The sequence below is a fragment of the Micromonospora sp. NPDC005252 genome (assembly GCF_042872475.1).
GTDB lineage: Bacteria > Actinomycetota > Actinomycetes > Mycobacteriales > Micromonosporaceae > Micromonospora.
In genome coordinates this window covers 137,015-159,133 of record NZ_JBIAKN010000006.1, presented here as the reverse complement: position 1 = coordinate 159,133, position 22,119 = coordinate 137,015, and the positions used below count along the sequence as shown (strand labels likewise).

The 22,119-nt window shown below is 69.4% G+C and carries 18 protein-coding genes; 11 read left to right on the top strand and 7 right to left on the bottom strand.

The annotated features are described in order from the left end of the window. Positions 1–157 precede the first annotated feature (157 nt). Positions 158–1,423, top strand: coding sequence for a prolyl oligopeptidase family serine peptidase (locus tag ACFYPH_RS19285; protein ID WP_355066575.1), 1,266 nt, complete (start codon positions 158–160; stop codon positions 1,421–1,423). Between the two features lie 155 nt (positions 1,424–1,578). Here ACFYPH_RS19285 and ACFYPH_RS19280 read toward each other — a convergent pair whose 3' ends face one another. The 4 genes from ACFYPH_RS19280 to ACFYPH_RS19265 form a co-directional block, all read right to left on the bottom strand. Next, complete coding sequence (locus ACFYPH_RS19280) at positions 1,579–3,192, bottom strand: ABC transporter permease (RefSeq protein ID WP_387183382.1); 1,614 nt, start codon at positions 3,190–3,192, stop codon at positions 1,579–1,581. Then, a complete protein-coding gene (locus tag ACFYPH_RS19275; RefSeq protein WP_354857714.1) occupies positions 3,189–4,082 on the bottom strand; it encodes an ABC transporter ATP-binding protein in 894 nt (297 codons plus the stop codon). The genes ACFYPH_RS19280 and ACFYPH_RS19275 overlap by 4 nt, the downstream gene beginning before the upstream one ends. A 246-nt stretch (positions 4,083–4,328) precedes the next feature. Beyond that, entirely contained in the window at positions 4,329–5,102 is a 774-nt protein-coding gene (locus ACFYPH_RS19270) for a hypothetical protein (protein WP_387183379.1), read from the bottom strand. Between the two features lie 382 nt (positions 5,103–5,484). After that, a complete protein-coding gene (locus tag ACFYPH_RS19265; RefSeq protein WP_387183376.1) occupies positions 5,485–7,005 on the bottom strand; it encodes an endo-1,4-beta-xylanase in 1,521 nt (506 codons plus the stop codon). Positions 7,006–7,252: 247 nt separating this feature from the next. Between ACFYPH_RS19265 and ACFYPH_RS19260 the strand changes: the two genes are divergently transcribed. From ACFYPH_RS19260 to ACFYPH_RS19220, 9 genes are all read left to right on the top strand, one after another. Then, positions 7,253–7,828: an NADAR family protein gene (locus ACFYPH_RS19260; protein WP_355138376.1), complete on the top strand. Its 576-nt coding sequence runs from the start codon at positions 7,253–7,255 to the stop codon at positions 7,826–7,828. A gap of 460 nt (positions 7,829–8,288) precedes the next feature. After that, on the top strand, positions 8,289–8,867 hold the full coding sequence (locus tag ACFYPH_RS19255; protein ID WP_354857723.1) for a hypothetical protein: 579 nt from the start codon (positions 8,289–8,291) through the stop codon (positions 8,865–8,867). 255 nt (positions 8,868–9,122) lie between these two features. Beyond that, complete coding sequence (locus ACFYPH_RS19250; RefSeq protein WP_354857725.1) at positions 9,123–9,725, top strand: lytic polysaccharide monooxygenase; 603 nt, start codon at positions 9,123–9,125, stop codon at positions 9,723–9,725. Between the two features lie 119 nt (positions 9,726–9,844). Continuing rightward, entirely contained in the window at positions 9,845–11,089 is a 1,245-nt protein-coding gene (locus tag ACFYPH_RS19245; RefSeq protein WP_354857727.1) for a PQQ-dependent sugar dehydrogenase, read from the top strand. 459 nt (positions 11,090–11,548) lie between these two features. After that, positions 11,549–12,706 carry a glutathione-independent formaldehyde dehydrogenase gene (locus tag ACFYPH_RS19240; RefSeq protein ID WP_354857730.1) on the top strand — a complete coding sequence of 386 codons (1,158 nt, stop codon included), beginning with the start codon at positions 11,549–11,551 and terminating at the stop codon, positions 12,704–12,706. A gap of 148 nt (positions 12,707–12,854) precedes the next feature. Then, positions 12,855–13,976, top strand: coding sequence for a hypothetical protein (locus ACFYPH_RS19235; RefSeq protein ID WP_354857733.1), 1,122 nt, complete (start codon positions 12,855–12,857; stop codon positions 13,974–13,976). Between the two features lie 293 nt (positions 13,977–14,269). After that, positions 14,270–15,268: an SRPBCC family protein gene (locus ACFYPH_RS19230; protein WP_355066583.1), complete on the top strand. Its 999-nt coding sequence runs from the start codon at positions 14,270–14,272 to the stop codon at positions 15,266–15,268. Then, positions 15,265–16,440: a zinc-dependent alcohol dehydrogenase gene (locus ACFYPH_RS19225; RefSeq protein ID WP_387183369.1), complete on the top strand. Its 1,176-nt coding sequence runs from the start codon at positions 15,265–15,267 to the stop codon at positions 16,438–16,440. Before ACFYPH_RS19230 ends, ACFYPH_RS19225 begins: the two co-directional genes overlap by 4 nt. 169 nt (positions 16,441–16,609) lie before the next feature. Beyond that, positions 16,610–17,242, top strand: coding sequence for a TMEM175 family protein (locus ACFYPH_RS19220; RefSeq protein WP_354857739.1), 633 nt, complete (start codon positions 16,610–16,612; stop codon positions 17,240–17,242). Positions 17,243–17,347: 105 nt separating this feature from the next. Here the strand turns inward: ACFYPH_RS19220 and ACFYPH_RS19215 are convergent, their stop codons facing one another. Continuing rightward, positions 17,348–18,175 (bottom strand): aldo/keto reductase, encoded by an 828-nt coding sequence (locus tag ACFYPH_RS19215; RefSeq protein ID WP_355066586.1) that lies wholly within the window; start codon positions 18,173–18,175, stop codon positions 17,348–17,350. Positions 18,176–18,351: 176 nt separating this feature from the next. Between ACFYPH_RS19215 and ACFYPH_RS19210 the strand changes: the two genes are divergently transcribed. After that, a complete protein-coding gene (locus ACFYPH_RS19210; RefSeq protein WP_354857744.1) occupies positions 18,352–18,933 on the top strand; it encodes a type 1 glutamine amidotransferase domain-containing protein in 582 nt (193 codons plus the stop codon). A 95-nt stretch (positions 18,934–19,028) separates the two neighbouring features. On the opposite strand, the gene ACFYPH_RS19205 is transcribed toward ACFYPH_RS19210, so the two are convergent. Together ACFYPH_RS19205 and ACFYPH_RS19200 are read right to left on the bottom strand one after the other, a co-directional pair. Then, the gene (locus ACFYPH_RS19205; protein ID WP_354857747.1) at positions 19,029–20,039 is read right to left on the bottom strand and encodes a mechanosensitive ion channel domain-containing protein; all 1,011 of its coding nucleotides are present in this window, start codon (positions 20,037–20,039) and stop codon (positions 19,029–19,031) included. Between the two features lie 299 nt (positions 20,040–20,338). After that, a complete protein-coding gene (locus ACFYPH_RS19200) occupies positions 20,339–22,006 on the bottom strand; it encodes a serine/threonine-protein kinase (protein ID WP_387183364.1) in 1,668 nt (555 codons plus the stop codon). Positions 22,007–22,119 lie beyond the last annotated feature (113 nt).

The window sequence follows — 22,119 nt, the reverse complement described above, 5'->3', positions numbered from 1 at the left end:
GATGGCGTGCGGCACGACCGCCAGTGAGCACGTCGAACGCAGCTCCAACCACCTCGGGCGCCCTGGTCGCCCTCAGCGACAGCGGTTGCCAGCGGATCTCCGCGGCGTTACGTTGGGATTTCATCGACAAACGTCTACACATAGGTACGGGGGCCACATGTCCACGTCTGTCACTCGCCGCAGCGTCCTGGCAGGTGGCGCCGGTGCGGCCATCGGCCTGGCGCTCCCCGGCCCCGCCGCCCACGCCGGTGGCCACCCCAGCGCCAGCGTGAGCTTCACCCTCGACGCGAGAACGCTCGACGGCGGTGAGCAGGTCACCTCGGTCACCCTCGACACCAGCGGGCTCGGGCCGATCGACCCCGCCGGGCTCACCCCCGGCACGTTCACCGTGCATGCCAAGGCCACCAGCCCGATCCCGATCGCTCCCGGTGACCTGATCTTCAGCGAGTACGACCTGGACCGCACGGTGACCGCGGCCCGGCTCGACCGGCACGGGAACGTCGTGCTGGAGCTCAGCACCGCCGAAGGTCAACTCGGCGGTGGCACCCTCGGCTACATCGTGAGCAGGGGCCGTAACGTCCGACTGGACCTCGTCTACACCATCACGCAGAACACCCCGCTCGTCCGGCGACACGGCCCGCCGGTCACCATCACGCGCTTCGTGCAGGGGCGGCTGTCGAACCCCGAGGTGGACGCCTTCAGCCACCACGTCTCGGGCTCGGGCCTGAAGTACCGGTTGTACTCCCCCAAGCGATCGCCCCGGCACGGTCGGCTGCCACTGATCCTCTGGCTGCACGGCGGCGGCGAGGGCGCCTCGCTGCCCGACGACTACTACGACAACGAGACCACGCTGCGCGCCAACCGCGGCGCGCTGGGCTTCGCCACGCCGGAGGCTCAACGGATCTTCTCCGGCGCGTACGTCGTCGCTCCGCAGAGCACCTCCTACTGGATGGAGGACGGCCCCCGGTTCGCCCCGCTGATCCGTGAGATCGTCCAGGACCTCGTACGCCGCGAGCGGGTCGACCCCGACCGGATCTACGTGGTCGGTTGCAGCAACGGCGGCTACATGTCCCTGGAGATGACCGTCGCCTATCCCGACCTGTTCGCCGCGTCGGTGCCGATCTGCGGGGTCGTCGAGCCGCTCGGCGGGGAGGGCCCGCCGCTGATCACCGACGCGGAGCTGTCGAGGATCCACACCCCGACCTGGCTGGTCGCCTCGCGCGACGACGACACCGTGCCACCCGAGACCAACACGATCCACGCCCACGACCTCATCGGCGGATCACTGATCACCCTGTACGACCACGTCGTCTGGAACGGCTACCAGTTCCCCGGTCACTGGTCCTGGATCTACGTGGCCCGCAACGACCCGAGCCGCAACGGCACCCACATCTGGCAGTGGATGGCCCGCCGCCGTCGGTGATCCGCCGTCCGAGGTCGCGTGTCACACCTCTGCGCCGTTCTGCTCCACGGGCGCCTCGATCGCCCCCTGGCGTACACCATCTGATCCTCGCCGTGCCCACCTCTGCCTGCCGGCCGACCCGCCGCCGCCCGCAAGCTCGTCGCCCATCGCTCACCTCAACCACGCAGGTCGCGCCGTCGGTACGCAACCGCGCCTGCGGCCATCAGAGCACCTGCCAGACCGGTCATCACGAATGCGCCGGGCCAGTCGACGGAGACCAGCGGCACCGGAGCGAGATGAGCGAACGGCGAAAGACTCGCCACCCAGGCCGGCGCGCCGACGCTGTCCGCGGTGACCTGCAGCAGGAAGCCGCCGGTAGCCGGCAGGCAGCCGACTGCCGTGACGGCGCTGGGCGTCATGCCGGTGGCAAGGACCGCCGCGCCCGCACTGAGCAGAACGATCGGCAGCGTATTCCACGTGCCCTGAAGTGCCGCGGTGATGGCGAAGTCGCCTCCAACGGCCACGACGCCGACCCAGGTGGCAATCGCGGCAACGCTCAGCAGGACGAGCGCACCGCCGATCGTGGTAACGAGCTCGGCCGAGAGAAGCCGGAGCCTGCTCAGCGGCTGAGCGGCCAGCAGGGTCAGGCGCCGATCGGACTCCGCGGCAACGAACGCCCCCATCCGAACCGCGGTGAAGGCGCCGACGGGGAGGGCGAGTAGCGCGAAGATCGTGGCGGTGAGACCCGCGACCGTGTCGAGCCCGGTGAAGCCCGCCTGCGCGGCGGCGTCGACGATCGCGGCCTTGTCGGCCAGGAAGTCCGTCACCGACGTGGTGGTCAGGCCGATGAGCAGAAAGTAGGCGATGACGCCGGTCGACCACGCGATCAGCGGGATCAACACCCGGCGCACGGCGAACGCCTCCACCGTCGACAGCGTCCGCAGACGAGGTGGCCGGCCGGTAGCCGGTGCCACCAGACCGCCGCCGACATCACGGCGCGCGGCCGCCGCCAGCGCGGCACCGGATACGAGGGCCGCCATCACCAACAAGATCATCAATGGCAGCGGGCGGTTGGGCCCATAGGGTGCGCTGAGTTCCAGTAGGCCGAACGGTGACAGCCAACGCAGCCAGGCCAGGGCGCTGAGACCGTCACCGACCATGCGCGCCAGCAGGCCGACGCCGAGCACGGCGATCGCGACACCGGTGGCGACGGCGCGGGCCGGAAAGATCTGCGCGGTCAGCGCGGCGACGGCGACGGCGAACAGCCCGAGGACGCTCAGGCCCACGCCATGCACGACCGCGCCGGTCCGATCGGGCCCGGCGTTCGACAGCACGGCGGTGACCGCGAGGCCGGCAAGCACCGGCACGAAGGCGACGACCGCGACGTGCCGAACCACGACGCCGCGCAGCGTGGCTCGGCCGGCCAACAGCACATCCCACCGTCCGGCGTCTTCCTCCCCGCGCGTGATGCGAGTGGTGGACAGGATCGACCAGACGGCGAGGACGACGGCGACGAAAGTCCCGACCCGCCACACGGTGAACCCACCGGCTTCGTCGAGCGCGATCGGGTCGCCGAACAGGGTGCGGATGGCCGGATTGCCAGCCAGCGCATCGAGGCTTGCTGACGCGGACGGATCCGCCATCACACTGTCGTAGCCGGCCACCACGATGGCCGGCATCGTCGCGGCGAAGAGCACGACGAGCAGGGCGCCGCGGCGGACCTGACGGGTTGCCAGGCCGGTGACGGCATGGTCCGGCGCGGAGCGCGTGATACTCGCCAAGCCGGTCATCGCGCCGTGTCCGCACCGTAGTAGCCGAGGAAGATCTCCTCCAGGCTGGGCTCCAGCACCGTGAGCGCCGTGACGTCGGCCTCGGCCAGCACCCTCAATGCGGGTGCGGGCGGCCCGCTCAGCGAAAACCGCAGGCGGCCGTCGCCGACGGCCTCAACCGAGTCGACGCCCGGCACGGCCGCCAGTGCCGGTGGTGCGCCGGTGAAGGCGACGCTCACCTCGGCGCGATGCAGCGGACGCAGCCGTTCCACAGGTGCGACGTCGACGAGCCGGCCGGCGCGCAGGATTCCCACGCGGTCGCACACTGCTTCCACCTCGGCGAGCTGGTGGGAGCTGAGGAATACCGTCTGGCCGCGATCGCGTGCCTGCCCGACGGCGGCGCGGAACTCCCGTTCCATGAGCGGATCGAGGCCGCTTGTCGGCTCATCCAGCACCAACAGGGGCGCGCGGGTGGCGAACGCCGCGATCAACGCGACTTTCTGCCGATTGCCCGTCGAGTACGTCCGAGCAGGCTTCGACAGGTCGAGCGCGAACCGCTCAACCAACTCATCCCGGTAGGCCAGATCGGTGCCGGGGCCGGTGCGCGCCAGCAGGTGCAGGATTTCCGCGCCGGTCAGTTGCGGCCACAACGCGACGTCGGCGGGCACGTACGCCAGCACCTGATGCGCGCGGGCGACGTCGGCGGCGTCGATCCCCACAACACTGGCACGCCCGGCTGTGGGCCGGGCGAGACCGAGCACCATCCGGATGGTCGTGGACTTGCCGGCGCCGTTCGGGCCGAGGAACCCGAACACCTCCCCAGCCACGACGTCCAGATGCAGGTCTTCGACGGCCGTCAGACGGCCGTATCGCTTGGTAAGCCCGACGGTACGCAGGGCGGAGCCACTCATCGAAGAGGCCCTTTCGGTCGGCGCGAATCATCACCGCCGACCAGGCTTCCCGGCACACCTGGGGCTCAGGATACTCCCACGAACAGCGTGCAGATAGGCCCGTTGCCTGTCGGTCGGCCGCGGACGGACGTGCGGCACTGGCCGACGGTGGTTTGTCGTCGACCGCGACCGACCTGACAGGCGTGTCGGTTCGTCGCGCTCAGGTCCGGGCAGCCCCGTCCCGTGGATGAGACCCTGCTCCGAAGTTCAGCAGCCGAGCCGCTTACTCGAAAGGGCGATGTCGTCGATCCAGAGGTCGAACTCGCCCGGTGTCGTGCCGCCCTGGTAGAGCTGCCAGCCGATCTTCACCGTGTCGACCGTCGGCAGGACGAAGGGAACGTCGTTGCCACCGTGGTCGCTCGTGGAGGCGGTCAGCTCCGGGTTCGCCACGCCGTCGATCCACACCGCGACGCGGTTGTCGGTCGCGTCGATCTTCCACTCGAAGCACTGCCAGGTGTCCTCGGCGACCGGGGCGGACTCCCGCCAGTTGGTCCAGTCGCCGGTCGGACCGCCGTCGGCGCCGATACCCCAGAAGGTTCCGGGGACCGTGGGCGCGTACTGGCCACCGATCGGACGGACGACCTCCGCGCTGCCGGTGCCGGTCGCTTCCACAAGTGTGAAGTGCGCCCAGTCCGGGGCGGTGGGGAAGGCATCGACGCGCAGACGCATCCGGCCGTAGAAGCGGTTGCCGGGCGCGGCGAAGTCGTCGACGCGCAGGAAGGCGCGTCCGTTGTCGACCGTGTGGATGTGCAGCACCTGGTTGCCGCGACGGGCACGTTCGACGGTGAGCGTGCCGTGGCGGGTGTCGACGCCCCAGTTCAACGTGCTGGGCCCTCCGAGAGGCAGTCGCTCGAAGTCCTCACAGAAGAGCAGGCCGCGGGGGCACGAGGGCGGGGAGGCACCCGACGCGCCCGCCGGAACGCTGCCGACTGCGGCGCCGAGGATCAGGGCGGCGCTGAACGCCGCGAGGAAATTGCGCATGGTCATCCTCCAGGACGGCTGGTCCCCCACCACACGGGCCGGGCCAGCAGGCACTTTCCGGCCATCCGATGCTGCCGTGCTTCCGCTCGCACCGCTGCGCGGTTGCCCGCGCCGCGGCGATTCGAGCCATTCCGGCACGGCCGCATCAGCTCCGGTTAGATAGATATATCGGTGTACGCGAAGTGGTCCGCTTCAGTCGGCCGGCAGTGGATCCCCACCAGCGGGTCCCGAGACGAGGCAGGAGCATCGGCAAGCGTCCGACCGGCAGCCGGTCGACCGGCGTAGACCGGGTCCGACCCGACCACGACGGCACCCGGGCCCGGAGCCGGTGGCTCCGGGCCGGGTCAGCGTCCTGAGGCGGCGGGTTGGTGCGTGTCGCCGGTCAGGGGCTGGTGCAGGAGAGGCCGCCGGGCGCGGCGTTGCTGCTGCCGTTGACCAGGAAGCCGAAGGTGGTCGAGGCGTTCGCGCCGAGGGACCCGTTGTAGTCGGCGTTACGCACGCTGACCGTCCCGCTGGTGCCGGTGTTGATGCCGTTCCAGACGTTGGCGATGGTCTGCCCGCTGGCCAGCGTCAGCCGTACGGTCCAGCCGCTGAGGGCGGCGGACCCGTTGTTGGCCACGGTGACCTCGCCCTGGAAGCCGCCGCTCCAGCTGTTGACCATGCGGTACGTCGCGGTACAGGCACCCGGCGGCGGCGTGGTCGGCGGAGCAGTCGTCGGCGGAGCGGTGGTCGGCGGAGCGGTCGTTGGCGGAGCGGTGGTCGGTGGAGCGGTGGTCGGTGGAGCGGTGGTCGGTGGAGCAGTCGTCGGCGGAGCGGTGGTCGGCGGGGTCGTGGTCGGCGGCGTGCCCGGCACAGTGGTGGAGGCGGCGTTGAGAGCATTGAGGACGGCGGTGTACGCCGCCTTGGGGCTGCTGTTGCGGTCGAACAGCAGCGGGTTCTCGCTGCCGCGCCAGGAGTCGCTGTCCCGGATGCCCCACGTCGTGATGCCGACGCAGCGGGGGACGTTCATGCAGGCCTGAGTCAGGCCCTGGTACTGGCTGGTCGAGGCGTTGGTGACGTCGGCCTCGGTCAACGCCACGTCGACCCCGAGGGCCGCGAAGCTGGACAGCGTCTGCTGGAAGTTGCCCGGCAGCGAACTGCCACCGGTGAAGTGGGTCTGGAGCCCGACGCAGTCGACCGGGACGCCCCGGGACTTGAAGTCCCTGATCATGTTGTAGACGCCCTGCGTCTTGGCGTACGTCCAGTTCTCGATGTTGTAGTCGTTGTAGCACAGCTTCACGCTCGGGTCCGCGGCGCGCGCGGTCCGGAACGCCACCTCGATCCAGTCGTTCCCGGTGGACTGCAGGTTCGACGACCGCCGGCTGCCGTTCTCGGCGAAGGCCTCGTTCACCACGTCCCAGTAGGCGAGCTTGCCCTTGTAGTGGGCCATCACGCCGTTGATGTGGCTGATCATCGCGGACCGCAGGGCGCTGCCGCTGAGGCTCCCCCAGAACCTCGGCTGCTGAGCGTGCCAGGCCAGGGTGTGACCGCGGACCCGCATGCCGTGCTGGGTGGCCCAGTTGTAGATCGCGTCACCGTTACGGAAGTCGAACTGACCCTGGTTGGGCTCGGTCGCGTCGGGCTTCATCTCGTTGACGGCCGTCATCATGTCGAACTCGCGGTCCGCGATGGCCAGGAAGCCCGAATCGTTGAGACGGTCCGCCCCCATGGCAGCGCCGAAGTACCGGCCGCTGCGCTCGGCGGCGGCCTGCAGTGTGGTCCCGGGCGGGCCGCTGAGATCGGCTTGGGCGAAGGTCGCCATGGCCATCGAGGACACGGTGACCGCCAGGGCGCAGGCCCCACCCAGAAGCAGCCTGGCGGCACCTCTGGTTCGGTGTTTCGGTCGAGCGGGTAGGTCGTTCATCTGCGTTTCTCCTCGGTGTGACCACCGGCCGCTGCCCGGATCGCCCGGTGGATGAAGTGCATTGGCGTCGTACGCCCGTGCGGAGTGACCCTGCCCTGCCGCGATGCTATATCGAATCAATTCGATTTGCGCGTCCGGCGGCCGATAGTGTTGGGCCGGCGACGAGCGCGACACCGACGGTGACGTGACGAGATCGCCGCGGTAATGGCGATGCGGCGGAACCTGCTGGTGCCCCACACTCCCCCGTATGGCCACGTCACTGAGCAGTGTCGCCGAGCTGACCGGCGAGATGCGTTCGGGCGCCCGGGTCAAGTTCCTGTTCTTCTGGGGCCACCAGCCGCAACGCGACGGCGCCATCGGGGCTGGCTGCCTGAGTCAGTGGTGGCCGGCGCCGTTCACCATCGACGGGCTGCGCTTCCCCACGACCGAGCACTACATGATGTGGCGCAAGGCGACCCTGTTCGGTGACCAGGCGACGGCCGCCCAGATCCTGACGGTGAGGCACCCGCACGCGGCGAAGACCCTCGGCCGGCAGGTCGCCAGCTTCGACCAGCAGGTATGGGAGCAGCACCGGTACGACGTCGTGGTGACCGGCAGCGCGGCGAAGTTCGGCCAGCATCCCGCGCTGCGCACCTACCTGCTGGGCACCCGCGAGCGGGTGCTCGTGGAGGCCAGTCCGCTCGACCGGGTCTGGGGCATCGGCCTGACCGCCGACCACCCGCACGCCGCCGACCCCGCACGGTGGCGAGGACTGAACCTGCTCGGCTTCGCACTCATGCAGACCCGCGCGACCCTGCGCGAGCAGGAACCAACCGATGGGTAAGCCTTCGGCGCCGCTCCGGACCTGACCGGCCGCGGGGCGCCAGCGCGGCCGAGCGTCGGCGCCGGCATCCGAGCCGTCGCGCACCGCGACGCCCGGTCGGCGCATCACCGCCGCCCCGCCCGCCCGGGGTCGAATCCGCACTGACGCTTGTCAATGTTGCCAGAGTGGACGCAGACGTGCTGGAATGGCTCATATCGCCGCAGCACGGGGGCAACCGTGCTGAGAACGGCCAGCACGGGAGCATCGCAGGGCCAGCAGCGCGTCGCCGTGACAGACGCGCGCAGGCCCATCGCCGGGCCATCGCCAGGACGGCGGGCACTCCGCCGGGTGGGCATTCCCCCGCCACACGTATCCCCCGGCACGCGGCCCCGATGGCCGACGCGCTCGACCGCTGACATGCCGGGGCATCCGAATCGGTCTGCCAACGCACCAGAAACCGGCAACGAGGTGAGAAGCGATCATGGATTCCCGAGAGAGTTTCGCGGAGCGGTACGGCCGTCGCCCGCTCTGGGCGGCGGTGATCCTGCTGGCGGTGTCGGTCGGCGCGGTCGTACTGCTCAACCGGGCCGACCCGGAGGCGGAGCCGGCGGATCTGCAAGCGCAGATTGTGGCCCGGATGCGGACCACGCTCGAACAGGCGGACCCGGGGCAGCACAACCACGCCGGACACAGCGCCCAGCAGGGGAACACGACGGAGAAGCCGCCAGTGATCTGCGGGGTTCGCGTCTACGGCTACGAGCCGGCAGAAGCCACCGCCCTCGCCGACGTCCAGAAGGTCTACGGCTTTCACCTCTGCGGAGTCGCCGAGCAGAAGCGTCCCTGGGACGTGGCGGTCAAGCTGGCCGGCCCTCTGATCATGGACCTGTCCACCGACCCTCCGGGCATCCAGGTCGTCGAGGCGACAGCCGACGTCAGGTTCGTTGATCGGCTGCGGGAGATGTTCCCGGCCAAGTACGCGACGTTGGCGCAGGAGGAGGCGCTGACCGCTACGGAGATGGCCGACCAGCGCCGCCGGTACGACGCCGCAGCCGGGCTCTGACCACGCCGGGCCGCCGAGCAGGGTCCGTGGACCCGTCACCGATCCGGCGATCCCGGACAGCTTGCTTCACATCCACCTATAGATAGATCAGCATTGATATTTAAGTTGATAGATGCAACAGTGGCTTTGGGAGCGTTCCCATGCTGATCTCTCGTACCGAGGAACGGAGGATGAACAGTGCGTTCACACAGGTCCGACCAATCCGGCGGACGACCCCGGTCAACCGTCCGGCGGTCCCTCCAGGCGCTCGTCCTGATGTTCGCCATGGTGGTCGGCACGCTGCCCTGGACCGGCGCAGCCCAGGCCCACGGCACCGTCATCAGTCCGGCGACTCGCGCGTACCAGTGCTGGAAGACCTGGGGCAACCAGCACACGAACCCGGCCATGCAGCAGCAGGACCCGATGTGCTGGCAAGCGTTCCAGGCGAACCCCGACACCATGTGGAACTGGATGAGTCAACTGCGGGACGGCCTCGCGGGCCAGTACCAGGCTCGCACGCCCGATGGGCAGCTGTGCAGCAACGCCCTCTCCAGGAACGACGCGGTGAACAAGCCCGGGGCATGGAAGACGACCACCGTCAGCCGCAACCTCACGGTCCAGATGTACGACCAGGCCAGCCACGGCGCTGACTACTTCCAGGTCTACGTCACCAAGCAGGGGTTCAACCCGGCCACCCAGCGGCTCGGGTGGGGCAACCTCGACCTGATCGCGACGACCGGGCGCTACGCGCCAGCGCAGAACATCTCGTTCAACGTCTCGCTCCCCGCACGCAGCGGGAACCAGATCCTGTTCGTGATCTGGAGGGCGTCACACCTGGACCAGACCTACATGTGGTGCAGCGACATCACCATCACCTGATCGGCAGGTCCGACGGCACGGCACCACTCCGGCCCAGGGCGCGTTGGCACCCTGGGCCGGATTGTCCTTCCGGTATCCGCCGACACCGCGCCCCCACCCACCTGCTCGAGGAGCTGAACATGCAGCGACGGCGTTATCGCCCGGCCACCATGCTGGCCGGGCTGCTCATCCTGACCCTGTCCGCGCTTCTGGTGCCACCGGCGCCGGTGGCCAGCACTGCGACAGCCGGCCCATCGCACACCCGTGCGGCGCCACTCGCTGAGCTGACCGTGGTATCCGAACGGCTGGCGTTCGGCCTGCAGCGTCCGATCGCGCTCACCGGACTGCCGGACGGTCGGATGCTGATTGCGGAGAAGAGCGGCACCGTCCGTGCGTACCACCCCGATACCGGCTTGGCGGCAGAGCCGGTGCTCGACCTGACCGCCCGGATCGACACGTCGGACAACGAGCGCGGCCTCCTCGGCATTACGCCTGCGCCGAACTTCGCGCGTACCGGGATCCTCTACGTGGCCTACACGAGCCTGCCGGCCGGCACGCTGACCCTGGCGCGGGTGCCCCTCGGCGCTCCCGACCGGCTGCAGGTGCTGCTCACCCAGGAGCACGCCGAGTACGGCAACCATAACGGCGGACAGGTGGCCTTCGGCCGCGACGGCTACCTGTACTGGTCACTCGGCGACGGCGGCAACGCGAACGACCCCTTCAAGAGCGGTCAGAACCTCGGCACCCTGCTCGGCAAGATTCTGCGGATCGACGTCAACCGCACCTGCGCGGGTAAGCCCTACTGCGTACCCTCGGACAACCCGTTCGTCCGCACGCCTGGCGCGCGGCCGGAGATCTGGGTCTACGGGCTGCGCAACCCGTGGAAGTTCTCCATCGACCCGGTCGACAACTCGCTGTGGATCGGCGACGTCGGCCAGGGCCTGGTCGAGGAGATCGACCACATCCGCCCGTCGCAGCGGGGAGCGAACCTCGGGTGGTCCTGCCGAGAGGGCACGCCGGTCTTCGACCAGACGCAGTGCCGGCCGGGCGTGCGGCTTACCGACCCGGTCTTCGAGTACGACCACTACATGACGGAGAACTGCTCGGTGATCGGCGGCGTGGTGTACCGAGGGTCCGCCACCCCGGAGGCATACGGGACCTACATCGCGAGCGACTACTGCTCGACCCTCGCGTTCGCCGTCCGCCCCAAGCCCACGGGTGGCTACGAGTCCGCCACGATCGGCAACTTCCCCACCCAGCCGACCGCGATCGGCCCCGATGTGCACGGCGAGCTGTACGTGCTCAGTGACCTCCCGGGATGGCTGAGCCGGGTACGGTTCGAGCGGGTCCCGCCAGCCTCTGCCACCGGGGTGACGAACCGCTGAACCTGGGAACAGTCCCTCCGCATTCGTGACGCCACTGTGGACGGCCGCTTACCGGGCGGCCGTCCACGCCGGGCTCGGCCCCCACCGCTTCGCCTACCGCCCCACCCGGGTCCGCCAGGGAGATCGTTGGCGCGCCCAACGCTCGTGCGCTGGGTTCTCACCGGAGTGCGTGGGCAGAGCCTCCGCGACCAGAGCAGACGTCCCCGAGAAGCGCGCTACCGGAGCGGCAGTCGCTCGCCAGGATGATCGCGGTACTGACCCGGGCGCCCACGGATGGGCGGCGATCGCGCAGCGCGTCGCGGACGAACAGTCGTGGCAGGCCGAGAACGGGGCGATCAGCAGTCCGGCGTCATGAGACTCCTGCGCAAACCGCCCTTAAGGGTCGCAACGGTCTGCGAGGATGTGAACGCCAGAATTGGCATGGCTCATCGGTGAGCGAATTCTTCACGGGGGAAACAGATGAAGGCTGTCGTGTACGAGGGACCCAGGACTGTCAGCGTCAAGGAGGTTCCGGACGCGAGAATCGAGAGACCGACTGATGCGCTGATCCGGATTACGACGACGAACATCTGCGGCTCGGACCTGCACATGTACGAAGGACGCACGGACATGGAGTCTGGACGCGTGCTCGGGCATGAGAACATGGGTGAGGTGATCGAGGTCGGCGAAGGGGTCGATCTGGTCAAGGTCGGCGACATGGTGTGCCTGCCGTTCAACGTGGCGTGCGGGTCCTGCGCCAACTGCAACCAGGGTCTGACCGCGTTCTGTCTGGTGGCCAACCCGGCGCCGGGCATGGCCGGCGCGGCCTACGGGTTCGCCGACATGGGTCCCTACAACGGCGGTCAGGCCGAGTTGTTGCGGGTGCCATGGGCGGACTTCAACTGTCTGGTCCTGCCGCCGGACGCCCGGGACATGAGCAGGCAGAAGGACTACGTCATGCTGTCGGACATCTTCCCGACCGGCTGGCACGCCACCGAGCTCGCCTGTGTACGGCCCGGCGACAGTGTGGCGGTCTACGGTGGCGGACCGGTCGGCCTGCTCGCCGCGTACTCCGCGATCATCAAGGGCGCCAACAAGGTGATGGTGGTCGACCGCCATCCGGACCGGCTGCGCCTGGCGGAGCAGATCGGCGCGATCCCGATCGACGATTCGAAGGGATCACCGGTCGACCAGATCCTGGAGCAGACCGGCGGGATGGGCGCGGACCGCGGCTGTGAGGCCGTCGGTTACCAGGCGCACGACCCGGGTGGCCAGGAGAAGGCGGGGCTGACGGTGAACAACCTCGTGCACTCCGTGCGGTTCGGCGGCACGATCGGCGTGGTCGGCGTGTACGTGCCTCAGGACCCGGGAGCGCCGGACCCGCTACAGAAGCAGGGCAAGGTGCCGTTCGACTTCGGCATGTTCTGGTTCAAGGGGCAGACCATGGCAACCGGGCAGTGCAACGTGAAGAACTACAATCGGCAGCTGCTGAACCTCATCGCTACCGGCAAGGCCCACCCGTCGTTCTTGGTGTCCCACGAACTCACGCTGGACGAGGCGCCCACGGGGTACCAGAACTTCGATGCCCGCACCGACGGCTGGACCAAGGTTCTGCTGCACCCGGACGGTCGACACTAGAAACCGGCAACCTGCAGGTGTTTTTCAGCGTGGCCAGGCTGCCTACGCCACCGCGGGGGCCGACAGCAGCCTGGCTCCGCCTGCCTACGCCAGAGCCGGCACTGGCCGATGGACGGCGGCGGGCCCGGCTGGCCGGTGAGGAGCACCGATGACCGACAGCGAACAGGACCGCCCGGAGATCGTCGTCGGACTGGTGGCGACCCCGCCGGACCACCCGGCCCGGGTGGCAGCTCGGCTCACCACCGAGCTGGCCGGCCGGCTCGCCGAGCGGGTGAACGCGGACGTGCGGTGGACCATCCGGGAAGGCTGGGGTGAGGTGGCGCCGCGCCGCGACGGTGGCGTTGAGGCGCTGCTCGAGGATCTGGCCCAACGGCGTGCCGACGACCGGTGGGACGTCGCGATCTGTCTGACCGACCTGCCGCTGAACGCCGAACGGGTGCCGCTGGTCGCGCAGACCTCGGCTCGCCGTGCAGTGGCGATGGTGTCCCTGCCCGCGCTGGGACTGCCTCAGCTGCGAGCGGCCCGCGCGGTCGTTCCGGATCTGGTGAGCCGACTGCTGACCGACGCTTCCGACGAGCGGGTGCCGCCGGCAGGCTGGGCACCAGCCGAAATGACACGTCGGATTCCCGCCGTCCACCGGGTGGTCGACGAGGCCGACGGGGATCTGGGCTACGTCGCCTCCGGGCTGATCGGCCGGGTGCGGCTGTTGACCGGAATGGTCCGCGCCAACCGCCCGGGGCGCGCCCTGCTGGGCCTGTCCAAGCTGCTCGTCGGCGCGTTCGGCACGGCGGCGTTCGCGCTCACCACGGACACCATCTGGCAGATGGGCGATGCGCTCGGAGGACTCCGGCTCACCGTGATCATGTTGCTCGGGCTGACCGCGTTGGTGACCTGGCTGATCGTCGCGCACGACCTGTGGGAGAAGCCAGACCGGGAGACGCCAGCTGAGCTGGCCCGGCTGTTCAACCTGGGTACGATCCTCACCCTCGCCCTGGCCACGGCCGTGTCCTACCTGGTGCTGTTTGCTGGCACGGTGCTCGTTGGCGCGCTGCTGATCGACACATCCGTGCTGGAACAGACCTTGCAGCGGCCGGTCAGTTTCACCGACTACCTGACGCTCGCCTGGATCACCAGCTCGCTGGCCACCGTCGGCGGCGCGATCGGCTCCGGGCTGGAGAACGAGGAAACGGTACGGGCCGCCGCGTACGGCTACCATCCCCAACCCGGCGGCTCGCGGGACGAGACGGCTAGCCCATCGCGGGCGGGATGAGCGGGCACGCACGAGCGAACCGCTGGTGATCCGCGGCCGTGACGTCGCGCTGCGCAGTGGGAGCGGGGCCGGTGCGCGCCGGGCAGGCTTTTCGGGCGCTCGCCGACCGGTTGCCGCGACGAAGTCCGCCGACGCCGTCTGGACGGCCCGGACCGGGAGGGCGATCTTGATGCGGCGGCCGATCAGCGGGTTCAGGTGGTTCCCGGGGGGTAACCGGGCCCCAATGAGTCGTGCCCCGGGTCGCCGTGAGCCGGGCTGCCCGGGCGGGTGCGACCGGATACGGAGGGCTACCCGTGACTCGACTGGCAACCCGAGAGGCAGCCAAGGCCAGGCAGGACGAGGTGCAGCGGCGGGGGCGCGGGCTCGGCTGGATGAGCCTCGGCCTGGGCGTGGCACAACTGGCGGCACCGGACACGGTGCGCCGGATCAGCGGCGTGGACGACTCTTCGACGTCCCGGGCGATGGTGCCACTCGTCGGGGCGCGGGAGCTGATACACGCGGCCGGGCTCCTGACGAGCCGGCGCAAGAGCATGTGGGCGTGGACCCGGGTCGCGGGCGACGCGATGGACCTGGCCTCGCTCGGACTGGCCATCGCCCACCGGGGCGGGCGCCGCCGGCGGCGGCTCCTCGTTGTCACCGGCGCCATCGTCGGGATCACGGTGGTGGACCTGTTGACCGCCGTACAGGCCACCCGGGCGAAGGAGATGGGCTCAGCGCCGGCGGTACGAGGCATCCGCACAGGAGGACCCATGGAGCTGACAGCCACGACGACCATTCGCAAACCGCCGCCTAAGGTCTACGCGTTCTGGCGCGAACTGGACAATCTCCCGACGTTCATGGCTCATCTCGAGGAGATCCGCTCCACCGGTAGCCGTACGAGCCACTGGTCCGCCAGCGCCCCGTTCGGCACGAACGTCGAGTGGGACGCGGAGATCGTCGACGACTCGCCCGGCGAGAAGATCGCGTGGCGGTCGACCGGCAACGCCGACGTGCCGAACGCCGGTACGGTCCGCTTTGTGCCCGCCCCGGATGGTGTGAGCACCGAGGTGCACGTCGTCCTGTCGTACGACATCCCGGGCGGCGCGATCGGCAAGGCGGTCGCCAGGTACTTCGGCGAGGAGCCGCACCAGCAGCTCGACGACGACCTGCGTCGGCTCAAGCAGGTGCTGGAGACCGGCGAGGTGGTCCGGTCCGACGGCGCCCCGTGGGGCAAACGGGCCCGCAAAGAGTTCCCGCAGCGTCCGGCGCAGCCGCTGTCGGATGCCGAGTTCGCGAAGGGGGCCCCGGCATGAGGGCGAACACCTGGGCGGGCCGCAACAAGGTCAAGGTCCGTGACGTGCCGGACCCGAGGATCCTGAACGAGCGCGATGCCATCGTACGGATCACGTCCACCGCTATCTGTGGCTCGGACCTGCACCTGGTCGATGGGTATGTGCCCACGATGCAGAACGGCGACGTCATGGGTCACGAGTTCATGGGTGAGGTGATCGAGGTCGGCCGGGGCGTCGATCCAGGTCGGCTGCGCGTCGGGGACCGGGTCGTGGTGCCGTTCCCGATCGCCTGCGGCGCGTGCGGCGCCTGCGCCGCCCAGCTGTACTCCTGCTGCGAGAACTCCAACCCCAACGCCGGGATCGCGGAGAAGATGTTCGGTCACCCGGTCGCCGGGATCTTCGGCTATTCGCATCTGACCGGCGGCTTCGCGGGCGGTCAGGCGCAGTACGCGCGGGTGCCGTTCGCCGACGTCGGTCCGCTGAAGATCGAGTCCGACCTGACCGACGAGCAGGTGCTGTTCCTCTCGGACATCCTTCCCACCGGCTACATGGGTGCCGACATGTGCGACATCCAGTCCACCGACGTGGTGGCGGTGTGGGGCGCCGGCCCGGTCGGCCAGTTCGCGATGGACAGCGCCCGGGTGCTCGGCGCCGCAAAGGTCATCGCCATCGACAAGGAGCCGTACCGGCTGCAGATGGCCGAACGGGCGGGCTACACGCCGGTGAACTTCGAGGAGGTGGACGTGCGGTCCCGGCTGCTGGAACTGACCGGTGGGCGGGGACCGGACAAGTGCATTGACGCGGTTGGCCTGGAGGCCACGCACGGCAGCGCGGCCCTCTACGCCTATGACCGGGTCAAGCAGGCGGTCCGCTCGGAGACCGAGCGTCCGCACGCGCTGCGGCAGGCCATTCTGTCCTGCCGCAGCGGTGGCATCGTGTCGGTGATCGGAGTGTACGGCGGTCTGCTGGACAAGTTTCCCGCCGGCGCGTGGATGAACCGCGCGCTGACCCTGCGTACCGGCCAGTGCCACGTGCAGCGCTACATGAAGCCGCTGCTGCAGCGCATCGAGCGTGGGGAGATCGATCCGACCCGGGTCATCACCCACACCCTGTCGCTGGACGAGGCAGAACGCGGCTTCGAGATGTTCAAGAACAAGCAGGACAACTGCGAGAAGGTTGTCCTCAAACCCTGACGGATCACTTGCATCCGGCCGCCGCGCGCGCACGGCGGCCGGCCGGATGCGGCGTCCTCCCGGTGTGGAGCGCCGCGCCCGGCAGTTTGCGGCGGACGACACTGGGTAGGCGCGCTTGGTGAGCGGGTCAGACACGGACCTGGGCACCCGGTCGGACACCAGCCGTGCCGTGGCGTTCAGCGATGCCATCTTCGCCATCATCATCACACTGCTGGTCCTGGACCTCCGGGTACCGGACGTACCACCCGGCCACCTCCTGTCCGGCCTGCTCAACCAGTGGCCGTCGTATGGCGCGTATCTCGCGTCCTACTCGTACGTGGCCGTCGTCTGGCTCAATCACAAGGCGGCGTTCAACCGCATTCAGCAGACCGATCGCGGCCTGCACTGGGTGAACCTGTTCGTGCTGTTCAGCACGGCCCTGCTACCGTTTCCGACCGCCGTCGTGTCGCACGCGCTGCAGGAGCACAACAACGCGGACCAGCGCGTGGCCGTCGCCTTTTACGCGTTGATCGGCGCGTTGCTGTGCGCAAGCTGGCTGGCGTTCTACCACTACCTGGCCCGGAGCCCCGACTTGCTGAAGGAACAGGTCAGAGACGACTTCTTTCACGTCGAGCGATTCCGGGCCCTCGCCGGGGTCGTCCTGTACGTCCTCGCGGGAGTAGTCGGCTACCTGGTGGCGCCGTTGCTCGGCCTCGCCATATTTCTCCTTCTGCCCGTCTTCTACGCGATCACCAGCGCTGGCCTGTACCAGTTCGGGGTGATTCGCCGGATCACTCGCCGACCTGGCCGACGAAGAGGCTGAAGGCGGCGGGCCAGCCGCCGTTCTACCCGGCGGGCGCGAGCACCCGCCGGGTTCCGGGTTCGAGGGCATTCCCACAAGCCCACCCTCAGTCGGAGGTTGGTGACGCTACAAGATCTCGAGCGGTTGCGGGCCGGTAGGCGGCGGGAACGCGGTGTCGAGTGCCGCCACGTCCTCCTCCGTCAGCTGCAGGTCTCGCGCTTCCGCGTTCTCCCGGGTGTGTTCGGGGTTGGACGATCGGGGGATGGCCGCCACCATTTCCTGCCGCAGCACCCAGGCCAGCGCCACCTGGGCCGGGGTGGCCTCGTGCCGGGCGGCGATCTCCGCGATCTGGGAGTGGCCGAGCAGTCGACCCTGCTCGATCGGCGAGTAGGCCATCACCGGGATCCGGTGCTCGCGTAGCCACGGCAGCAGGTCATATTCCGGACCGCGGCGGGTGAGGTTGTACAGGATCTGATTGGTCGCGCAGTCTTGCCCGCCCGCCGTCTCGAGTAGCTCCGTCATGTCGGAAAGATCGAAGTTGCTCACGCCCCACTGCCCGATGTCACCGGCGTCGACGAGTTCCGCGAACGCCTCGATGGTCTCCGCGAGTGGATGCGAGCCGCGCCAGTGCAGCAGGTAGAGGTCGATGTGGTCGACGCCGAGTCGTTGCAGGCTGCGGCGGCAGGCCTGCACGGTTCCCCGTCGGCTGGCGTTGGACGGCAGCACCTTGTCGACCAGAAAGACGTCGTCGCGTCGTCCGGTGATCGCCTCGCCGACGAGTTCCTCGGAAGCGCCGTCACCGTACATCTCCGCAGTGTCGATCATGGTCAAGCCCAGGTCGAGCCCGGTGTGTAGGGCGGCGATCTCGTCCCGCCGCTTTGCGGGGCGCTCACCCAGGTACCAGGTTCCCTGGCCGAGCACGGGCATGGTTTGGCCGGACGGCAGCTCGATCATTTGTCGACCTTCCTGAGCCTGAATACGAGTAGGTTGCCTGCGTTACCCGCTGCGACAGGCAGCACACCCACGGGCGGCGTTCGCTGGCCCGTTTGTGGGTGCCCGCACCGGGAAGGCGACCCGGGAGTGAGCGATGCGCCGCCGACGGGGTGGCGCCGCGAAGGGGAGGCCGCAGAATGGCGCAGAGCCAGCAGCCACTGACCGGCAAGCGAGTTGCTTGCCTCGCCGCTGACGGGGTGGAGGACGTGGAATACACCCAGTCCCGGGCCGCCGCAGAGCAGGCCGGAGCCGAGGTCCACCTGATCTCGTTGCAATCCGGCGAGATCCAGTCGATGAACCAGGACATCAATCCGGCCAACCGATATCACGTGGACCGGACCGTGAACGAGGCCGATGCGGCCGACTATGACGCCCTGTTGCTGCCAGGCGGGACTGTCAACCCCGACCGGCTCCGGATGAACCCGCAGGCGATGGACTTCGTCCGAGCGTTCTTTCAGCAGAACAAGCCGGTGGCGGCGATCTGCCACGGCCCCTGGTCGCTGGTCGAGACCGGAATGGTCAACGGTCGGACCGTCACCTCGTTCCCCAGCCTGCGCACCGACATCCGCAACGCTGGCGGAAACTGGGTGGACCAACAGGTGCAGGTCGACAACGGCCTGGTCACCAGCCGCAACCCCAGCGACCTCCCAGCCTTCTGCTCGAAAATGGTCGAGGAGTTCGCCGAGGGCAAACACGTCCGCCAGATGTCGACAGCCTGACTCGATGGGGCTCAGGGCCGGGAGGATCAGCCCGGCCCCGAGCGCTGCCCGGCGGCTGACCCAGCGCAACGGCGGGGCCGAAAGAGACCCGCCGGTCACGGCTGGTACTGGTTGCGGGTGCGGGGCAACCACTGGGGGTGCTGGTCACGCAGATAGCGGATCAGTCCCTCGCGTAGGTCGCAGCTCAGGTCCCAGGCGCTGGCGCCGTCCGCAGCTGAGGCCTGCACCTGGATGATCACGGTCTGCGCGGTGGCGTCGACCATCTGGAGCACCCACTGGCTGCGATCCCACAGCGGTGCGGACTCGACCAGTCGGCGTACCTCCCGGCGCAGGTCGTTAAGGTCCGCGGTGTGGTCGACATGGATCTGGATCTTGCCGATCACCCGCGACTCGTTGCGGGTCCAGTTCTGAAACGGCCGCTCGGTGAAGTACGTGGTCGGCAGGATGAGTATCCGTTCGTCCCAGAGCCGGATCACCACGTTGGTCAGCTTCACCTCCTCGACCCGGCCCCATTCGCCTTCCACCACCAACACGTCGCCGACGTGCAGCCCGTCGGCGAAGGCGACCTGGATGCCGGCGAACGCATTGGCGAGCGCGGTTCGGGCGGAGAGGCCGATCACCGCGCCGACCACCCCGGCCGAGGTCAGAATGGAGACGCCGAAGAGGCGTACCGGCCGGAAGGTGATCAGGATCAGGCCGATCGCAACGATCGTGACGACGACCACCGTGAGCCGCCGCACCGGACGGATCTGGGTCCGGGCCCGCCGGGCCCGCCGGCTCCGGGTCACATCATTCGGCAGTCGACTGAACACGACCGCCTCGGCCACCTGCAACACCCTGACCACCAGCCACGCACCGACGGCGATCAGGGTCAGCAGGATGGCGTGCCGCAGATAACGCTGCCACCCGGTCAGTCCGGGCGGCAGCGCGTAGTACACCACCCAGACCAGCAGGACCGCGGCCGCCGGGCGGCGGCAGGCGAGCCGCAGCGGCTCCAGCAGCCACTTGTAGCGGCCACGGGCAACCCGGCGAGCCAGCACGCCGGAGACCAGGTCCACGACCACGGCCGCCGCCAGCGCGGCCAACACGATCAACGCGGTACGCATCAGTTGCCGTTCACCGTGATCCTGATGCCACCTTCCCCTGGCTCGCTGCCCAGTCCACGGGCCCAGGGTGCCATCCGGTCCGGTGGCGGGCGGCGAACATCGACAAACAACCGCCGAACGGGCCTGCGTCAGCCGCCCGACGGTGGCTTCCGGGTTGCCGGCCTGGCAGCGCCGATCCGCCACCGCCTACGGGCGGGTGACCGTGGAGCGGGGCGTCGGCCATGCGCGGCATTCGGCGGCCCGCCGCGAACGCAACTGGAACTGGCTGCGATGGAGGTGACCACGTTCGGGCACACGGGTCAGTCGAGGCGGAAGCTTGCGAGGGCCAGTCGTTGCAGAGGCTCCGTCGCGGTCCACTGGCTGTCCTGGGTCATCCAGGACAGGCTGTGGGCACGGGTCCTGCTGTCATTGACCAGCAGCCGCCGGACGTGCAGCCGCACACCGCCGGCCTGGTCGCAGGTGTACTCCCACTCCGCGGCGCCACCCGCGCGGATGACCGGCCCGATGCTGATCTTCTGGTAGCCGGAAAGCGCCCCGGTCTTCACCGCCTCGCGCTCTGCGGCGGCCCACTGCTTCGAGGGTGTGGGGGAAGCTTCGGCGGTGAGGTCGACAGCGATGGCTCGCACCTCGGCGGGGTCGCGGAAGCAGACAGTTTCGCCCTCGGTGTGCCGGGTCCATCCGTGCGGAACTGCCACCAGGAAGCGGGCCGGGTCCTGGTGCCAAGCCCATCCGTCGGGCAGCGCGTACGGGAGCGGTGCGGTGGGTTCCTGCAGAGGCTCGGCCTCGCTGGAGGCGTCATCGTCCAGGCAGAGGTGGGCGGGCACTTCCGCACTGGTCGACTCCATCGCGCCGGCCGCCGCACCGCCCGGGTCGACGGCCGGCACGCCGTCCTGGCCACGCAGGCCGCCGAGCACGGCACCGGCTGCCGTGACAATGATGGCCACGACCGTCAACAGTCCCAACACTGCGCCAGCGAACGCCCAACCGGTCGTCCGGTCGCGGGTGTTCGACGCCCTCGCCGTGATGACCGTGGTGTCGATCGCGTCCTCGGCGATCGGCACCGGCGGTGTGGTGGTCCGCGACCGCCGCGGCGGTCGGGTGGACATCCGCCACCGGCGGCGCGCCCGGGGCACCGGCACGGGCTCGATCGGTACGGTCGCCTCGGCCACCTGCTCCAGCAGGGCGCGGGCCTCGTACGCGGACAGACGCTGACGGGGATTGCGCAGCAGGAGTCCAGTGACCGCCGGTTCGAGTGGCAGGACGCTCATCCGGTCGGGCGCCTCGGTGGCCAGAGCGGCGAGTGTGGCCAGGGTCGAGTGCCGGGTCCACGGTGGGCGGCCCTCCGCGGCCAGGTAGAGCGTCGCGCCGAGAGCCCACAGGTCCGAGGCGGGGGTGGCCCTGCCATCGCGAGCGCGCTCCGGCGCGACGTACTGGTTCCTCGACAGGTTCGCCGCACCGACGGTCGCCGGGCTGTGGCTGTCGAAGATCGACAGGCCGAACCCGCCGAGCATGACGCGCCCGTCGTCGCCGAGCAGCACGTTCTGCGGACAGAGCTCCCGATGCACCACACCCATCTCGTGTGCGGCGTTCAGTGCGGCGAGCAGGTGCAGCCCGACCCGTGCCACCTCGGCCGGCGGCAGCGGGCCGTCGGCGGCAACCACCTCGGGCAGGGACCGGGAGGGCACGTACTCCATGACAAGCCACAGGTGCCCGTCGGCGCTCAGCACGTCCCACATCCCCATCACGCTCGGGTGGTCCAGCCCGGCCAGTCCACGAACCTCGGCCAGCGTCCGCTCGTGCAACCGGGACCGTTCCGCGTCGCTCGCCCATCCCGGCACGGCGATCTGCTTGAGCGCGACGTCTCGGTCGAGCACCTCGTCGCGGGCCAGCCAGACCCGTCCCGGAGTGGCAGGGTCCTCGATCGGCAGGAGCCTGCGGTACCGGCCGGCGAGCAGCTCGTCATCCATGCTGGTGATTCGGAGCGGTCCACCGCTCGGATGGGTGGATGAGCGGGAAGCACATCGGCCGTCGGTGCGGACCGGCTGGACCGGCTGACGGTGTGACCGCAGCCGGCCCGTGC

What these genes read in the sequence shown, in the direction of transcription:
- ACFYPH_RS19285 (WP_355066575.1), top strand. Translation starts at nt 158, where the DNA reads ATGTCCACGTCTGTCACTCGCCGCAGCGTCCTGGCAGGTGGCGCCGGT.
- ACFYPH_RS19280 (WP_387183382.1), bottom strand. Translation starts at nt 3,192, where the DNA reads ATGACCGGCTTGGCGAGTATCACGCGCTCCGCGCCGGACCATGCCGTC.
- ACFYPH_RS19275 (WP_354857714.1), bottom strand. Translation starts at nt 4,082, where the DNA reads ATGAGTGGCTCCGCCCTGCGTACCGTCGGGCTTACCAAGCGATACGGC.
- ACFYPH_RS19270 (WP_387183379.1), bottom strand. Translation starts at nt 5,102, where the DNA reads ATGCGCAATTTCCTCGCGGCGTTCAGCGCCGCCCTGATCCTCGGCGCC.
- ACFYPH_RS19265 (WP_387183376.1), bottom strand. Translation starts at nt 7,005, where the DNA reads ATGAACGACCTACCCGCTCGACCGAAACACCGAACCAGAGGTGCCGCC.
- ACFYPH_RS19260 (WP_355138376.1), top strand. Translation starts at nt 7,253, where the DNA reads ATGGCCACGTCACTGAGCAGTGTCGCCGAGCTGACCGGCGAGATGCGT.
- ACFYPH_RS19255 (WP_354857723.1), top strand. Translation starts at nt 8,289, where the DNA reads ATGGATTCCCGAGAGAGTTTCGCGGAGCGGTACGGCCGTCGCCCGCTC.
- ACFYPH_RS19250 (WP_354857725.1), top strand. Translation starts at nt 9,123, where the DNA reads ATGTTCGCCATGGTGGTCGGCACGCTGCCCTGGACCGGCGCAGCCCAG.
- ACFYPH_RS19245 (WP_354857727.1), top strand. Translation starts at nt 9,845, where the DNA reads ATGCAGCGACGGCGTTATCGCCCGGCCACCATGCTGGCCGGGCTGCTC.
- ACFYPH_RS19240 (WP_354857730.1), top strand. Translation starts at nt 11,549, where the DNA reads ATGAAGGCTGTCGTGTACGAGGGACCCAGGACTGTCAGCGTCAAGGAG.
- ACFYPH_RS19235 (WP_354857733.1), top strand. Translation starts at nt 12,855, where the DNA reads ATGACCGACAGCGAACAGGACCGCCCGGAGATCGTCGTCGGACTGGTG.
- ACFYPH_RS19225 (WP_387183369.1), top strand. Translation starts at nt 15,265, where the DNA reads ATGAGGGCGAACACCTGGGCGGGCCGCAACAAGGTCAAGGTCCGTGAC.
- ACFYPH_RS19215 (WP_355066586.1), bottom strand. Translation starts at nt 18,175, where the DNA reads ATGATCGAGCTGCCGTCCGGCCAAACCATGCCCGTGCTCGGCCAGGGA.
- ACFYPH_RS19210 (WP_354857744.1), top strand. Translation starts at nt 18,352, where the DNA reads ATGGCGCAGAGCCAGCAGCCACTGACCGGCAAGCGAGTTGCTTGCCTC.
- ACFYPH_RS19205 (WP_354857747.1), bottom strand. Translation starts at nt 20,039, where the DNA reads ATGCGTACCGCGTTGATCGTGTTGGCCGCGCTGGCGGCGGCCGTGGTC.
- ACFYPH_RS19200 (WP_387183364.1), bottom strand. Translation starts at nt 22,006, where the DNA reads ATGGATGACGAGCTGCTCGCCGGCCGGTACCGCAGGCTCCTGCCGATC.